At 69.4% G+C, this 15,622-nt stretch carries 16 protein-coding genes; 5 read left to right on the plus strand and 11 right to left on the minus strand.

What is annotated here, in order from left to right:
* Positions 1–71: 71 nt before the first annotated feature.
* From DJ73_RS18180 to DJ73_RS18190, 3 genes are all read right to left on the minus strand, one after another.
* Entirely contained in the window at positions 72–599 is a 528-nt protein-coding gene (locus DJ73_RS18180) for a hypothetical protein (RefSeq protein WP_094523725.1), read from the minus strand.
* Positions 600–668: 69 nt separating this feature from the next.
* A complete protein-coding gene (locus tag DJ73_RS18185; RefSeq protein ID WP_094523727.1) occupies positions 669–1,151 on the minus strand; it encodes an archease in 483 nt (160 codons plus the stop codon).
* Positions 1,148–2,005 (minus strand): DUF502 domain-containing protein, encoded by an 858-nt coding sequence (locus DJ73_RS18190; protein ID WP_094523729.1) that lies wholly within the window; start codon positions 2,003–2,005, stop codon positions 1,148–1,150. The genes DJ73_RS18185 and DJ73_RS18190 overlap by 4 nt, the downstream gene beginning before the upstream one ends.
* Before the next feature lie 217 nt (positions 2,006–2,222).
* Between DJ73_RS18190 and DJ73_RS18195 the strand changes: the two genes are divergently transcribed.
* The 3 genes from DJ73_RS18195 (at position 2,223) to hmgA (ending at position 4,846) form a co-directional block, all read left to right on the plus strand.
* On the plus strand, positions 2,223–2,696 hold the full coding sequence (locus DJ73_RS18195; RefSeq protein ID WP_094525981.1) for an N-acetyltransferase: 474 nt from the start codon (positions 2,223–2,225) through the stop codon (positions 2,694–2,696).
* 64 nt (positions 2,697–2,760) lie between these two features.
* Entirely contained in the window at positions 2,761–3,555 is a 795-nt protein-coding gene (locus tag DJ73_RS18200) for an inositol monophosphatase family protein (protein WP_094558679.1), read from the plus strand.
* Between the two features lie 67 nt (positions 3,556–3,622).
* Positions 3,623–4,846, plus strand: coding sequence for a hydroxymethylglutaryl-CoA reductase (NADPH) (gene hmgA, locus DJ73_RS18205; protein ID WP_094524848.1), 1,224 nt, complete (start codon positions 3,623–3,625; stop codon positions 4,844–4,846).
* Between the two features lie 36 nt (positions 4,847–4,882).
* Here the strand turns inward: hmgA and DJ73_RS18210 are convergent, their stop codons facing one another.
* The 5 genes from DJ73_RS18210 to DJ73_RS18230 all read right to left on the minus strand — a co-directional run bounded on the left by DJ73_RS18210 (position 4,883) and on the right by DJ73_RS18230 (position 11,095).
* Positions 4,883–5,200, minus strand: a complete 318-nt coding sequence (locus DJ73_RS18210; protein WP_094524847.1) for a DUF2250 domain-containing protein — start codon at positions 5,198–5,200, stop codon at positions 4,883–4,885.
* Positions 5,201–5,294: 94 nt separating this feature from the next.
* Positions 5,295–6,725: a 7,8-didemethyl-8-hydroxy-5-deazariboflavin synthase subunit CofH gene (cofH, locus tag DJ73_RS18215; protein ID WP_094558680.1), complete on the minus strand. Its 1,431-nt coding sequence runs from the start codon at positions 6,723–6,725 to the stop codon at positions 5,295–5,297.
* Positions 6,726–7,492: 767 nt separating this feature from the next.
* Entirely contained in the window at positions 7,493–9,337 is a 1,845-nt protein-coding gene (locus tag DJ73_RS18220) for a choice-of-anchor I family protein (protein WP_254921709.1), read from the minus strand.
* A 441-nt stretch (positions 9,338–9,778) separates the two neighbouring features.
* Positions 9,779–9,943 carry a hypothetical protein gene (locus tag DJ73_RS20510; protein ID WP_176451167.1) on the minus strand — a complete coding sequence of 55 codons (165 nt, stop codon included), beginning with the start codon at positions 9,941–9,943 and terminating at the stop codon, positions 9,779–9,781.
* A 168-nt stretch (positions 9,944–10,111) separates the two neighbouring features.
* On the minus strand, positions 10,112–11,095 hold the full coding sequence (locus tag DJ73_RS18230) for a DUF6293 family protein (RefSeq protein ID WP_094524844.1): 984 nt from the start codon (positions 11,093–11,095) through the stop codon (positions 10,112–10,114).
* Between the two features lie 224 nt (positions 11,096–11,319).
* Here DJ73_RS18230 and DJ73_RS18235 point away from each other — a divergent pair, with 224 nt between their 5' ends.
* Positions 11,320–11,796: a 50S ribosomal protein L11 gene (locus tag DJ73_RS18235; protein ID WP_094524843.1), complete on the plus strand. Its 477-nt coding sequence runs from the start codon at positions 11,320–11,322 to the stop codon at positions 11,794–11,796.
* An 85-nt stretch (positions 11,797–11,881) separates the two neighbouring features.
* Here the strand turns inward: DJ73_RS18235 and DJ73_RS18240 are convergent, their stop codons facing one another.
* Positions 11,882–12,607, minus strand: coding sequence for a DUF4013 domain-containing protein (locus DJ73_RS18240; RefSeq protein ID WP_094524842.1), 726 nt, complete (start codon positions 12,605–12,607; stop codon positions 11,882–11,884).
* A 145-nt stretch (positions 12,608–12,752) separates the two neighbouring features.
* Between DJ73_RS18240 and DJ73_RS18245 the strand changes: the two genes are divergently transcribed.
* Positions 12,753–13,040 carry a transcriptional regulator gene (locus DJ73_RS18245; protein WP_094524841.1) on the plus strand — a complete coding sequence of 96 codons (288 nt, stop codon included), beginning with the start codon at positions 12,753–12,755 and terminating at the stop codon, positions 13,038–13,040.
* 58 nt (positions 13,041–13,098) lie between these two features.
* Here the strand turns inward: DJ73_RS18245 and DJ73_RS18250 are convergent, their stop codons facing one another.
* Together DJ73_RS18250 and DJ73_RS18255 are read right to left on the minus strand one after the other, a co-directional pair.
* Positions 13,099–13,560 carry a universal stress protein gene (locus tag DJ73_RS18250; protein ID WP_094524840.1) on the minus strand — a complete coding sequence of 154 codons (462 nt, stop codon included), beginning with the start codon at positions 13,558–13,560 and terminating at the stop codon, positions 13,099–13,101.
* Positions 13,561–13,644: 84 nt separating this feature from the next.
* A complete protein-coding gene (locus DJ73_RS18255; protein WP_094558682.1) occupies positions 13,645–15,537 on the minus strand; it encodes an ATP-binding protein in 1,893 nt (630 codons plus the stop codon).
* Positions 15,538–15,622: the final 85 nt, after the last annotated feature.

Here is a 15,622-nt window from a genome sequence, read left to right on the forward strand (position 1 = left end):
GTTCGGCGCGCGGGGGCAAGGGCGTTGCGAGAGGCGGGCGCGACGCCGGCGGCGGTGCGGCGGTCGCCCCGCTACCGGTCGACCGGATCGAACGGCAGCCAACCGATCGCGCCCTCCGCGAGCGTGAGCGCGGCGAAGACGCGGCCGAGCACGAGCCCGTAGATCAGGTGCGCGACGGCGATCACCGCGCCGAACTCGAAGCTCGCCGTGAGGCCGGGGAACGGCAGCGTGGGGACCGGCAGCGACGTCGCCCCCTCCAGCGCGATCGCGGTCGGCAACAGCAGTCCGCCGGTGATCACCCCGAGCAGCGCCGAGTGGACGACGCCGAGCGAGAGGCACCCCCCGACGTCGGCGCGGAGGTCGTCGAAGAAGGACCGGTCGAAGACCGCGACGAACAGGGCGCCGAAGAGGGCGCTGTTGAACAGGTGGACCGCCCAGCCGCCGAGGGCCGTCTCGACGCCGACGAGCGCGCCGATCGTCGGCATCAGTCCCAGCGCTCCGTGTAACACCACGCCCATCGCCACGCCGGCGACCAGACCGCCGAGCGCGCCCGCTCCCCAGCGGCGGTCGGTCGTCCCCGTGTCGTCCGTCCGTGACATACGGTAACAACGCTCTCGACACGGATAATCGTTTTCACGGATCGGTTCCTCTCGGGTGTCTATCTCCCCTTAGACGTCGAAGACGACGTACGCGTACCACTCGTCGCTCCGCCGTTCGAGGGTCATCTCGGAGTAGGTGACCGCCTTGATCTCGCGAGCCGCGACGTCGCCGAGCGGGACCCCGCGGGCCGTCGCCTCGACGGTCCACCCGTCGGGGTCGGCGGTCGCGTCGTCATCGTCCGCCGTCGAGTCGGCCGTCGCGTCGTCGCCGTCCGCCGCCGAACCGTTCGGCCCCGAGACCGAACACCGGTGGTCGGCGGGGAGGACGAGCCGCACGTCGCGCTCGTAGATCAGCCGGTCGAGGTAGTCGAACAGCAGCGCCTCGCGGCCCTCGGCGCGCACGGTCAGCGAGAAGCGCTCGCCGGTCTCCGGGACCGCCTCGCAGCTCGCGGCCGTGAGCCCGTCGGCGACGGCCTCGAACAGCCCCGCGAGGGTCGGCGCGGTCGCCTCGACCGCCACGTCGGCGGTGTGGTCGCGGAGCGCGAAGCTCACGAGCGGTCACCCGGGCCGTCGTCGGGCGTGATCCGCTCGTCGCTCCGCCCGCCCCGGTCGTCGCCCGAATGGTCGCTCGCCCGGTCAGTCTCCTCGTCCGGGCGCTTCGCGGCGTCCGACGTCGGGGAGTGGTACGAGCCGATCCGCCCGCCCTGGCCGGCGTCGCGTATCTGCGACGGCGACACGCCGTCGGCGTCGGCCGCGGCGCGTTCCAGGGCGACGCCGCTCGTCACGAGCGCCCGGATCCCCTGCTCCACGCTCAGGTCGACGTCGACGATCCGCCGCTCGGGGACGAACAGGACGTGCCCGCCCATCACCGGGTTCGGGGCCATCGGCATGAACAGCGTCCGCATCTCCCCGCTCTCGGCCGGGCCGGCGACCGCGTCCGGCGTGTCGCTCGTGACGAACGCGAGGGTGTACACGTCCTCGGTCGGGAACTCGACGAGGACCACCTCCCGAAAGTTCCCGCCGTCCGACTCCAGCATGGCGTCGCTCATCTGTCGGAACCCCTGATAGACGGAGCCGACGCCCGGAATCTGCTCGATCGCGTAGTCGGCGTAGTCGACCGCGAGCTCGCCGTACCGCGTCGACTCGACGGCGACGCCGATGAGGAGGATCGACCCGACGAACACGACGGGCGTCGCGACCTCGATGGCGACCTCCCGGCCCATCGGGAGCGTCGACCGCGGCAACAGCGGCAGGATCGCCGTGGAGAAGGCGTCCAGGTAGTCGTAGATCGCGTTGAACACGAACCCCAGCACCGCGAGCGTGATGACGGAGGGGACGATGACGGCGACGCCGGTCAGCAGCGCCCGCCTGAGGCGCCCTCGGTTCGGCGGGGACTCGACAGCCATTGTCGGCACCACGAACGAACCGGACAAAACGCTTCCGTCGACGGGCGCTCTCGGAGGGATCGCCTCGGAGCGAGTCCGCCTTGGAGGGATCGCCTCGGAGCGAGTCCGCCTTGGAGGGATCGCCTCGGAGCGAGTCCGCCTCGGGGCGGGCCCGGCCGACCGCAACCCTCCCCGGTGGCGGTGGAGTTATATTCCGCTGGCCTGTTATCTCCTTGCAGTGAGCGTCAACGTGGAGAAGCGGACGGACCCGCCCGGGGAGTCCGACCACGCCGCCGCGGCGTGGGACCTCAAGGAACGGATCCGCGCCGAGGAGGGAGTCCTCCGACAGCGACGCGGCTTCTTCACCGACGCCTACCGCCGCTCCACGACGCATCTCCTCGTCGAGAACGACGCGCTCGTCGCGTTCGCCTCGGTCCGCCGCGACGGGTACATCCTCTTTCTGGCCGTCCACCCCGACCACCGGGGACGCGGCCACGCGGAGCGGCTCGTCGCCGACGTCGCCGAGGCGCACCGGTCGGTCACCTGCCACGCCCGGACGACGAACGAGCGGGCGCTCGGCTTCTACGAGCACCTCGGCTTCGAGGTGGTCCGGCGGATCGACGACTACTACGAGGACGGCGGCGACGCCTACTACCTCAAGCTCGGCGGCGAGTCGCTCCGCGAGCGGCTCTCCGGAATCGTCGGGCGGTAGGCCGCTCGTCCGCCCGGCGCCGGCCACCGGAACGCGTTTCAGTTCCCCCGTCGAATCCGGTCGCGTGACCGATCACGACCAGATCGAGGCGGTCGCGCGGGCGGCCGTCCTCGCCGGCGGCGCGGAGCTGCGCGCCCGGTACCGAGACGGCGACGCCGAGGCCGAGTACGGGGCCCACGACGTGAAGGCGGCCGACGTGGCGGCCGAATCGCGGATGCTCCCCGTCGTGCGCGAGGCGTTCCCGGACCACGCGGTGTTCGCCGAGGAGGCCGGCGAGTTCCCCGGCGACGGGCCGTACCGGTGGATCGTCGACCCCCTCGACGGCACCAACGACTTCGCCGCGGGCCTGCCGACGTTCGCGTCCTCGGTCGCGGTCCTCCGCGAAGGGTCGCCGCTCGTCGCGGCGCTCCACCAGCCCGCGACGGACGAGACGTACGTCGCGCGCTCGGGCGAGGGAGTCCGGTACGGCGGCGACCGCGTCACGGCCGCCGACGCGCGGGCCGCGGCGGGCGTCGGGAGCGACGTGGCGGGCGCCACGGTCGCGGTGATCGTCGGCCGGGACGTGCCCCGCGACCCGGCGCTCGCGGCCGAGGTCGACGCGATCCGAGGCGCGCTTGACGACCGCGTCAAGCGCGTGCTCGACAGTTGGGCGCCGACGGTCCACTCGGGGCTGCTGGCCCGCGGTCGGCTCCAAGGGCTCGTGCAGTTCCATCCGGACGAGGAGGAGCAGGCCGTCACGGAGCTGCTGGCGACCGAGGCGGGCGCCGCGGTCCGGCGCGAGGGGGACCTGTACGTCGCCGCGGCCGACGAGGCGACGCTCGACGAGCTGTGGGCGGCGCTGGACGAGGCCGACCGCTGAGCCCGGAGGCGAATCGGTGACCCCGGAAACCGACAACCATTAGCACGCGCCGCGAGGAGTCGCGGACATGACCGACGCCACCCCCGCGTCGCTCGCGGCGCGCGTCCGCGACGGCGAGGTCCGGTTCCACGAGCTCGAAGAGCACGCCGACGCCGACGTTGCCGCGGCGGCCCGCAGGCGACTCGTCGCCGAGACCGCGGACGCCGACGTCGACGTGCTGGGCGAGTACGCCTTCGACGCCGCCGACGCGCACGGCTCGAACATCGAGAACATGATCGGCGCCGTGCAGGTGCCGCTGGGCGTCGCCGGCCCGGTCTCGGTCGACGGCGGCGCGTTCGCGGGCGAGCGCTACCTCCCGCTGGCGACCACGGAGGGCGCGCTCGTCGCCTCGATCAACCGCGGCTGCTCGGTCGTCAACGACGCCGGGGGCGCGACCGCGCGGGTGACGAAGAGCGGGATGACCCGCGCGCCCGTCTTCCGCGTCGGCGACGTCGCCGAGGCGGAGGCGCTCGTCGCGTGGGTCCGCGACAACGAGGCGTCGCTGCGGGCGGCCGCGGAATCGACGACGAGCCACGGCGAGCTGCTCGACGTGACGCCGTACGTCGTCGGTAACAACGTCTTCCTGCGGTTCCGCTACGACACGAAGGACGCGATGGGGATGAACATGGCCACCATCGCGACGCGGGAGGCCTGCGACGTCGTCGAGGCGGAGACGGACGCCGCGCTCGTCGCGCTCTCCGGGAACCTCTGCTCGGACAAGAAGCCCGCCGCGATCAACGCGGTCGAGGGTCGCGGCCGGTCGGTGAGCGCCGACGTCGAGGTGCCCCGCGAGGTCGTCGAGGAGCGGCTCCACACCACCCCCGAGGCGGTCGCCGAGATCAACACCCGGAAGAACCTCGTCGGCTCCGCCAAGGCGGGCGGGCTCGGCTTCAACGCCCACGTCGCCAACGCGGTCGCGGCGATGTTCCTCGCGACCGGGCAGGACGAGGCGCAGGTGGTCGAGGGCGCGAACGCGATCACGACCGCGGAGGCGACGCCCGAGGGAGACCTCTACTGCTCCGTGTCGCTGGCGAGCCTCGAGGTCGGCACCGTCGGCGGCGGCACGAAGCTGCCGACGCAGGCCGCCGGGCTCGACGTGCTCGGCGTCCGCGGCGGCGGCGACCCCGCCGGGAGCAACGGGGACGCGCTCGCGGAAGCGATCGCCGTCGGCGCGCTCGCGGGGGAGCTCTCGCTGCTGGCGGCGCTCGGCTCCAGACACCTCTCCTCGGCGCACGCCGACCTCGGGCGGTAGGTCGCTCTCGTCGCCGCAACGGTTCTCGAAAGGGGCTCAGTCCGACCACGGCGCGCAGTCGTCGCGGAGCGCGTCGCGGCCGTAGTCGGTGATCCGGTACACCGCTTCGCCGGTGACCCGCTCCACGAGCCCGCCCGCTTCGAGCGCGTCCAGCCGCGACTCCACGTGGTCCGCGTACAGCCCCGTGTTGCTCGCGACGAACGCCGGGTAGTCTGTCCCCGCGTCGTCCAGGTACGCGAGCACTCGCTCGTCGGTTCGCGTGAGCGCGACCCTCGGACGGTCCGGGTCGGCCTCCCCGTCTTCGTCCGGGGCGTCGCTTTCCGAACCGGCGGCTGGTACGTCTGACGCGGGCATCTTATGCATGCTAACGTGTACCATTGTAAAGAGTATTCGGGTGATTCCAGCGCGCTGGGAGGCGGTGAGACCGCGGGGCGAGCGGCGCCCCGCCTCAGTCGTCGGCCTCGGTCGACTCGCCGCCCGGGCCCGGACCGTCGGGCGACCGGTTCGGCAGCATCGGAGAGCCGTCGGCCCGCGGGCCGAGCCGCGGGCCGTGCGGACCGTCGTCGGGGTCGATCCGGCGACGCGTGCGGTAGTCGGTGGAGCGCTCGACCGGGGTGCGACCGATCGCCGTGATCATCTCGACGTAGTCGTCGAACGACCGGTACTCGCCGTACTCGCCGCCGGCGCGCTTGGTGATCTCCTCCGAGAGGATGGTGCCCATGAAGTCGTCCGCGCCGCAGTTGAGCAGCTTCAGGCCGTGGGCGTCGCCCGACTTCACCCACGAGGCCTGCACGTGGTCGACGTTGTCGAGGAAGAGGCGCGCGACCGCCACCACGAGCTCGTCCTCGTCGCGCGAGGGGCCGGAGTCGACGACGCCGTGGCGGTACAGCGGCGTGTTCTGGTGGATGAAGGAGAGCGGGACGAACTCCGTGATCCCCCCGGTGCGGTCCTGGAGGTCGCGGACCTCCTTCAGGTGCTCCGCGCGGTGCGCGACCGTCTCCACGTGGCCGTACATCATCGTCGAGGTGACGTCGAGCCCGGCCGCGGTCGCGCCCTCCATCGCCGCCACCCAGTCGTCGGTCCGGATCTTTCCGGGGCAGATCACGTCGCGCACCTCGTCGACGAGGATCTCCGCGGCGGTGCCGGGCGCGGAGTCGAGCCCCGCGGCCGCCAGCTCGCGGTACACCGCCTCGTACTCCCAGTCGGTGCCGCGGGCGGCGTGGTACGCCTCCTCCGGCGTCATCGAGTGGAGGTGGACCCCGCCGACGGACATCGCCTCGATCTGCTCGGTGTAGGTGCCCGGGTCGGTCGCGTACCGCTCCGGCGGCCTGTAGTTCACCGCGCTCTCGGGGTCGTCGTACCCGGCGAGGACCTCGTGGTGCTCCTCGTTCAGCGCCAGCGCGGGGTGGAGCCCGGAGACGGAGCACACCTCGTAGATCCCCATCTCGAGGGCGTCCTCGACGATCCGGCGGGACTCGGCGGGGGGCTTCGTGAAGCCGGCGTGGTCCGCGTCGCTGTCGGCCTCGAAGGCGTGCGCGGAGTCCTTGAAATTGCAGAACAGACAGCCCGTGTTGCAGGCGGTCGTGACGTTGTTGTTGAGGTTGGCGACGAACGTCACCTCGTCGCCCACGTCCTCGCGGCGGCGGCGGTCGGCGGCCTCGAGGACGGCCTCCTTCCGGACCGGGTCGATCCCGTCGCGGTCGGTGCCGGTCGCGAGCAGTTCGGTCGCGTCGTCGACCGTGAGGCGCGTCCCGTCGCGGGCCTTCGCCAGCGCGTTCCCGAACGACTGGTCGGTGGCGGGCTCGGCGAACCCGAAGTCGTCCCGGTCCAAGGTCTCCGCGTCGGCGGCGTCGGCGTCGCGGTCCCGCGCCGAAGTCATGGCGTGATCGTCCCCGTCCCACGGATAAAAACGAGACGGTAACGGCACCCCCCTCTCAGAATCGTGACGCAGGCCGCGCGTGCGGGGCGCGGCGGAGCTCGAGCGTCGAACCGCCGCCGGCGACGCGGGGTATAAACCGAAGAGAAAGGCCGGGGGACCTATTTAAATAACCGCGGTGGCGCGCTCCGGTGAGCGCCCGGCGGGCGCGAACCGAGCGCGAGGGATGCGGCGACCGGAGGGAGCCGCGAGGCTGGGGAGGCGTGAGGTGCGGTTCGGCGCGGTTGGGGCTTTGGAGCCGGTCACCGCGTCAGCAACGACGTATGAACGAGCGCCTGAGTCGGAGGCGTTCGCCGTGGCGGGAGCGGTTTATAATTACATAGCCGGCTCTGTTGAAATCCTCAGTCGGCGATATGTTATCAGAGCTATGCTGCATACAGAGCGCGTATTTACCAACCTGTCTGCCAAAATTTTGTTGAGTTCACTCACAACGACGCACTCTGATGACCTCTACACTTTCCTGCCTGGGAAGCTCCAAATTTTCAGAGTGTTCTCGCGTCAAAACCTTCTGTTTATCATATAACTGGTTGTGTAGGATATTACATATACGCTGTCACAGTCGCGAACGGACCCAGACAGCGGCGCATCAACCTCCTGAACGGTCAGGGGACGGCGGTGACCGAGGAAGCGGGCACCGGTCGGGTCAGCCTCGACGGTCCAGGGAGCCGTTCCGAGGCCAAAGGGACGACTCGATGGCTACCGGGCCGGCGTCACCGACCGCGGCCGTTACTCTTCCCGTTGCCGTTACCAGGGCCCTTCCCGTTACCCTGGTCCTCACTGCCAGCTCCGCGGTCGTCGTCATCCTCGCGTTCGTCATCGCCGTCGCCCTCTTCTTCGCTAATCACGCGGAACACCGCCGTCGTCCCGCTGATCTCGTGGCCGACGAACACGAGCGGGTCGTCGGTAGGACTCTCCTCGGCAGTCGCGAAGTCGAGCCCTTCGGGGCCGAGGTCGCCGGCGGCACTCGCCTTGGCGTCGCCGTTGGCGATCTCGCCCTGGATGTCGAAGTCGAAGTCCCGGTTGTTGACGTAGTCGACGAACGTGGCTTCCTCGGGATCGGTGATGTCGTAAACCATGACCCCGCCGACGCGCTCGAGGCCGATGAACGCATAGTGGCGGTCGCCCACCTGGCCGAGCGCGAGTCCCTCGGGTTCGGGACCCTTGTTGTCGCTGCGGCTGTCGCCCGTGTTCTCCGTATTGTCGTTGTTGAAGTCCTCGCCGAACCGCTCGCTCGTGATGTCCTCGAAGTCGCTTCCGCTGTCAAACACCAGCTCGCCGTTCGTAGTGAAGATGCTGAACGACCGCCCGCCGAAGACGTAGAGCTCCTCGTAGAGCCCGTCTCCGTCGACGTCGCCGAGCGTCGTCGTCGCGTTCTTGTTCCCGAGGTTCTCGGGAGCCTGCAGTTCCTCGACGGTGTCGATGCCCTCGATCTCGTCGAAGTCGAAGGCGTCCGGGTCGAGTCGGAGCTCCGACACCTCCACCTCCTCGCTGAACGAGTCGTAGTCGCGGCTGTCCCCCTCGTTCGCCGTGACTATGTAGGTTTGCCCGTTCGGGCTGTACGCGCCGATCGCGTCGGGCTGGAGGATGCCGTTGATCGGCCAGTTGCGGACGTTCACACCACCGTCCTCGTTGCTGGCGTCGAGTTCGTTCCCTGCCATACTGAAGTCCTTGAACCCCAGTGGCAGGAGGCGTGTGACCCGCGCCTGCCGGATGTCGATCTCGGCGATGGCGTTGTTCTCCTGGAGTGAGACCCACGCCGTCCGCGAGTCGTCGCTGATCGTGACGTACTCCGGCTCGAAGTCCTGCGAGGCGCTCGCGTTCGGCCCGAAGATGCGGATGCCCTGCCGGCGGAGCTGGTCCTCTCGGCCGTTGAACCGCCGGAATCCCGCGGTGTCGACCGTGGCGTGGTCAACGCCCTCGGAGAGGTCGACGATGCTGACCGAGCCTTGCGGGTCATACGCGTAGTTCTCCGTCGGCTCACCCTCGTTCGCGACGAGCACCCGCTCGCCATCGGGAGTGAAGGTGACCTTGTCAGGGAGCGGGCCGACAGGCGCGGTGCCCAGGAACTCGAGCGTCTCGGGGTCGTAGAAGCCGACTAGCCCGGGGTCCTGTGCGACGGTCGCCTCGAGCGCGACGGCGACGAGCTCCTCAGACGTCGCCACGCTGTTCGCAGATCCCACGGCGTCGAGGGAGCCCACGGCGTCGATCGGACTGTTCTCCACGGGCGTCGGATCGGACGGGTCCGCGACATCGAGCACCTCGACGCCGCCAATGTTGGCGTTGATCACGAACAGCCGCTCGGTCGGGGCGTGATAGGCGACGATCTCTGCGCCACCCTCGTCGAAGAGATTCTGCCCCTCGTAGCGACCGATCTGTTCCAGCTTGACGGTCTGCGAGCCGTCGAGCGCACTCGCCGCGTCGGCACCTGACGCCCCACTCCTCACCCCTGACTCGCTCGCACCGGCCGTGCCCGCGAGCAGTCCCAGAACGGTCCCACCAGCCAGACCGAGGACGGTCCGGCGTTTCAAATCGTCCGTCTGTTGTGGTTGCTCCACGGGTGGTCACTCCTAGGGCCCCGTATTAATTTTATATAATTTACATATTGTGGGGTATAGAGATACCGAGCTGTCTACTGTCCATATGAATCTCTATACTCCTCTTATAATATCTCAAGTTGGGTGTGGAGACCGGCGGCAAGCGATTTGATGCTGTCCACGGTTATCCCACCGGACGCCGTCGTCGACACGGTGGCCGACGGGTCTCACTGTTAGATCACATAAGTAACCACGGCTATCGCCACGGTCTTGACAGGCGTGCTGCATCCACGCTCTAACTGTTGCATGAGTATGTTACCAATTGGTGGATCGCTCGTAGTGCTCCGCGTTACTTCGGTGGCCTAGATTTCGTATCAAGACTTTCCTGAACGCGGCATCACGATTGAACGACGGATGACACCACGAGTGCAATTCAACGAGTGGGAGACACTGACTGATGAACTACGCCGATTCGGTCGTGCGGGTGATGTAACGGCTACTGATGATCGGATTCACATCGACTTCGGCTCTGCACGTGTCGAACTGTCGCGCGATGGGACGCTCCAGACTGGGATGCCATTGCACGATTTCACGTACGATGACACCGTTGCGGTTGTCGTGGATCACGACGCCGGCACCCCCACAGTTGACGCAGATGCGGTAAGCTACACGTTCAGGCGGCCAGGTGGGTGAGGACTACATCCTCTGTATCTCGCACACGGTTTGTGTCATCGACTGAGGATTTCAGCAGACCCACATAGCCGTGGTTCGAACCACGTTCGCAGTGCTCCCGAGTTACCGCGCCAGCTCTCGGTCCTCGTCCGCGTGCGCCCGGACCCAGAGCTGGCCGATCCGCGAGAGCGTCGTGCGGTAGGACTTCCCGCGCTCCTCCTGCTCGATGTACCCCTTCCCGCCGGGGCCGAGCCGGTCGACGTTGTAGATCACCTTCGAGCGGAACGAGTCGGTGTACTCCTCGTTGAGGTCGGCCGCGAGCGTCTCCGCCAGCTCCGAGACGGAGGCGAACTCGCCGTGCTCGCCGAGCGTGAACAGGACGAGCTCCTCGAACGGCTTGACGTTCTGGAACGAGGCCACGGGGAGCTCGATCACGTGGCTGTCGCCGATGCGCTTCGCGCCGATCGTGGTGCCGCGCTCGTCGAACTCCTCTAACAGGTCCGTCGTCGTGTCGAGCCGGTCGGCGACGCGGCCGTCGTCGATCGCGTCGCCGTCGACCGCGTCGCTCTCGACCAGCTCGCGCAGGAGGTCGCGGTTCGCACGGAGCTCCTCCGCGAGTTCGGTCTCGAGGTACTTCTCCGGGGCGGTGTAGTAGGTGTGGATCCGGTCGCGGTCGTCCTGCCGCTCGACCATGATCGAGTGGGCCGCGGTCGCGAACGCGAACGAGACCGGCCGGGGCATCGAACAGAGGTTCACCCACACCTCGCGCTCCGCCGGGGGGTCCGCGGCGTCCTCGCCCCCGGTCCCGCTCCCCTCCTCTCCGGTGCCGTCGCGGTCGAGTTCCGCGTTGATCAGGTCGAAGGCGCGCTCGAAGGCGGCGTCGTAGTCGTACACGTCGGTCAGGCGCTCGCGGACGGTCTCGGCGCCGAGCAGGCTCTGGAAGTCCTGTTCCAGCTTCCGGGCGATGTTCCGCGAGTACTCGACGTTGGCCTCGCTACCGACCGTCCCCTCCAACAGGATCACCCGGTCGACGTCGAACTGGTCCCGGATGAGCGGGGCGATCATGCGGTCGTAGTCGAAGCCGACCGGAACGATGTGGGTACCCATACGGGAGTCGTAACGCTGCCGTTTATATAAACCACCAACCACCGACGGCGACCGTGTCCGGGCCTTCGCCCGGCGACCGCGTCCGGGGTCCTCGCCCGATTCGACCCCGCCCGCGACTCCCGGACTCGCCGGCCGCGACCGCTCGATTTCCGAGGTATGCGAACCGCTGGCTCCCGCTACCCGAAAGAACAACCGTTAAAAGTCATCGCCGGGTTCGTACGGACATGGCTGGAACTATCGAAGCGCTCGTCCCCGGCGGGCAGGCCAACCCCGGCCCGCCGCTCGGTCCCGAGCTCGGGCCGACGCCGGTGGACGTACAGGACGTCGTGGCGCAGATCAACGACGAAACCGCCGCGTTCGACGGGATGGAAGTCCCCGTCACCGTCGAGTACGACGACGACGGCTCGTTCACGATCGAGGTCGGCGTCCCGCCGACGGCCGAGCTGATCAAAGACGAGGCCGGGTTCGAGACGGGCTCCGGCGAGCCCCAGACGGACTTCGTCGCGGACATGTCGATCGAACAGGTGAAGAAGGTCGCCGAGCAGAAGTCGACCGACCTGCTCTCGTACGACGTGAAAAACGCCGCCAAGGAGGTCGGCGGTACCTGCGCCTCCCTCGGCGTCACCATCGAGGGCGAGGACGCCCGGACGTTCGACGACCGCGTCGACGCCGGCGACTACGACGACGTTCTCGACGAGTAACGCGGCGGTCGCCGCTTTTCACTGCTTTTGATGCGTTCGTTCAGCGTCGACTGCTTTTGATGCGTTCGTTCAGCGTCGAAGTCGCCTACACCGCGGGCCGCTCCGCGGGCTCCGACTCCGCCGGTTCGGCCGAGACGGGCCGCACGTCGGCCCACGTCCAGCCGATGACGGCGGCCGCGGCGACGAGCGCGTAGAACTGGACGAACAGCCCCGCGATCGTCCCGAGGACCGGAACCACCGAGAGCACGCCGATAGCGAGCGCGCCGGCGAGGACGACCGCGGCGGCGGTGAGCCAGCCGGTCGCGTACGCCCGCTTCGAGACCACGGTCCAGAGCGCCCCGACCGCGAACCCGTCTCCGAGCCGCCCGGAGTCGGCGACGGCGGCCAGCGCCGCGGGGGTCACGTAGAGACCGACGAGCGAGACGGCGAGCCCGGCGATCCCGATGACTAACACGAGGACGCCGGCGACGAAGCTCCCGAGGAAGGTGCCGGACCCGCCGCCGCCGGGCACCACGACGAACGCGCCGACGGTCACCACGGCGGCGACGGCGAACACGGCGAGCGGCACCAGCGAGTAGACGAGCGTGACCGCGAACGCCTTCGCTCCCTCGACGAGCAGGTCGCCCCACTCGTCGAAGACCGGGGGCTCGTCGTCGCCGTCCGCCGTCAGCCGCAGGACTCGGGAGACGTAGCCGAGCACGAGGATGGACGGCACGATGAGCGGGCTCGCGAGCAGGAGCACGCCGCCGATCAGGACGGTGACGACGGCGTCGTCGCCGTCGCGCAGGTAGTCGAGTGAGGCGGATATCATTGGGTATCGGATTAGTTTACGCTCTATGACATGATAAGCACGTACGGTCCCGCGACCGTCGTCGGGTCGCGCTCGGTCAGTCCGGTTTCGGGGCGGACGTGCCGCGGACCGCGGTTTTATTCCCCCACCGGGCCGACCCGAGACCATGCCCGATCTCCATCCGATCGCGAAGCGGATCCACAACGTGCAGCCGCGCCCGGTCAGGCTTACCCTCGACGACGGCGAGACCGGCGTCTTCGAGTTCTCCTCGACCGAGTTCTTCCAGCGGGAGTTCCGCGGCGAGGGCGTCCGCACCGACGCCGACGGCGACGCCGAGTTCCGGCTGATCACCGCCGAGGACCACGAGTCGGTGCTGCTCGGCCGATCCGGCCCCGACGAGGAGGGCTGGACCGTCGTCGGCGAGATCGTCGAGGCCGACCGGGTCGAGAACTGAGAGCGCCGGCGTACTCGTCCGAGTAGCCGGACGCCCGCGGCGAGGGGATCGCGTCCCGCTACCGCACGACCGTCACCGGCACGTCGGCGCGGCGGACGACCCCCTCGGCGACGCTCCCGAGGAGGATCCGAGAGATCCCGGTCCGGCCCTGGCTTGCGAGTACGACGTGATCGTACGGCTCGCCGGTGCCCTCCGTCCCGTCCTCGTCGCCGACGGCGGCCTCGCCGCCGGCGACCCCGAGGATCGTCGCGGTCGGCCGGCCCACCTCCAGTCTGGTGTCGATATCGCGGTCCACCGCCTCGGATGACTCGCGGAGGATCCGCTCTCCCCGGCCCCTGGCGCTGTCGTACCACTGGTCGACCGCGCCCGGGAACCCGCCCTCGGCGCCGGTGGTCGAGTCCGCCGGGTTGATCACGTGAAGCGCCGTCAGCTCGGCGTCCGGCCACTCCGTGGCCGCGAACCGAAGCGCCTCGGTCGCCTCGTCCGAGCCGTCGACCGCCACCAGGATCCGTTTGGTCATAGGCGACGCTTCTCGGCCGGTCCTGAAAAAGGGCGACGGCGGATCCGGTCGCGTGAAAACGGGTCGACCCGACTACCCGTTCGCCTACTCGCCGTGGCGCGTCACGCACTTCGAGAGCCCGATCAGCTCCACCGGCTCCGAGTTGTCCGGCGAGTACACCACCATCTGCCCCTTCTCCATGTACGGGACCTTGCCGGCGAGGTTCGAGGGGATGTTGACGCTGTTGATGGCGTCCTCGTCGCCGAGGTTCAACACGATCTTCGTGTTCACCTGTTTGAACACCGACTCCGCGACGTCCTGCGGGTCCTGCGTGATCAGGAAGAGGCCGAGACGCTCCTTGCGGCCCTGTTTGGCGGCCTCCGTGAACTTCTGGACGACCTTCCGGGCCTGCACGTTGTCGGCGTCCGCGAGGAAGTTGTGCGCCTCGTCCATGCCGATGAGGAGCGGCGTCTCCTCGATCCGGTCGCTGTCCGGGTCGTTCGAGAGCTTATCGTCGACGAGGAGCCCCGCGACCGCGAGCACGACGATCTCCTTCTGCCGGGAGGTCGGCAGGTGGTACGTCGGCACCACGGAGAGGCCGCCGGGCCGGACGAGGGTGTGGTCCAACTCCGTGATCGGCTTCGCGTCCTGGTCGAACACGCCGCCGGGGACCGCCCGGACCCGGCGTTTCACGGCGTCGAACGTCGCCTCGTGGACTCGGCCGCTCTCGTCGAGCTCCGCTTTCAGCGCCGGGTCGTCGAGGTACGAGAGGAACTGGCTGTACGTGCCCGAGTCGCCGTAGTCGCCGAAGAAGCGATTGAGGAGGGTCAGCAGGGCCGGGTACTGGTTGTCGTTGAGCCCGGAGCCGGCGACGAGCCACGGCATGTCCCGCGCGAGCGAGAACGGGATGGTGAACTCCACGCGCTCGGCGCGGTGCCCCTCGCCGGGGTACGTCGCGTTCGCGACCCGGGGCACCAGCGCGACCGCGTCGTCGTGGCCGCCGTGCGCGATCCCCTCCCGGTCCAACCGCCGGGCGAAGTCGGCGTCGAGGTCCGGGTTGTCGTCGTGCATCTGCGCGTACTCGTCCTGCGGGTCGAACTGGACGACCGCCATCCGCGACTCCCGGCCGTCGCCGGTCGGGTAGGTGCGGTCCGAGTCGAGGTACTGCCGGAGGACGTTCTTCGAGGCGTGGGTCTTCCCCGACCCGGTCCCCCCGGCGACGAGAGTGTGCCGGAACGCGAGCGGGTCGCCGTCAGTATAGTCGTCCTTCACCCGGTAGTCGACGGTCGGAGGCTCCGCCGCCGTCCGGACCTTCTCGCCGCCGACGGAGAGGTGACCGAGGAAGACGCCGTCCTCGGGGATCTTCAGGCCGGTCTTGATCTCGGCGTCGTCGGAGGCCTCCTCGACGACCGCGCCCGGCTTCGGCACCCGGTCGGTCATCCGCCGCTTCATGTCTTCGCCCTCGCCGTACACGACGGACATCGGCTCCAGCTCGGCCATGAACTTGTAGTCGCGCTCCGCGAAGTCGTCGCGGCGCATCTGGCGGCGGGCGTGGATCTCGGTGGCGTCGTCCGAGCGGAACTCCTGCGCGTACTCCAGCCCCGTGATCCGACAGAACAGCCGCTCGCCGTCCGGGTACGGGACGAGGAGGTACTTCCCGAGCCGGACCGACTCGCGGTTCCCGGTCGTGACGAACGCCCGCAGCGTCGTCTCCTCGGCCTCCTCGGCGACGCGGAGCCCCTGCGAGACGGAGACGACTCCGAGCCCGGCGTCCTCGCCCGCCGGCTCCACGTCGTACGCGGCGAACCCGTCGTCGTCCGCCTCGTCGCCCTCGGTCCCCGAGGACACCGCTCGACCGCCGTCGCCGGTCGCCGCGCCTCCCGAAGCCGCTCCCTCCGCTCCGGGCGCGTCGTCGGTGTCGCGGTCGGCGGGCGAGCCGGCGTCGCCCCCGCCGTCGCCCTCGTCGTCGGTGAACTCGGTGAAGTCCTCCAGCGTCATGGGCGAATCAGCGGCCGCCACGCCGAAAGCGTTTCCCCCTCCGGGTCGCCCGGGCCGTCGCGAGCGTCGCGGGTGCCGCCGGCGT

The organism is Halorubrum sp. Ea1, from assembly GCF_002252965.1.
GTDB lineage: Archaea > Halobacteriota > Halobacteria > Halobacteriales > Haloferacaceae > Halorubrum.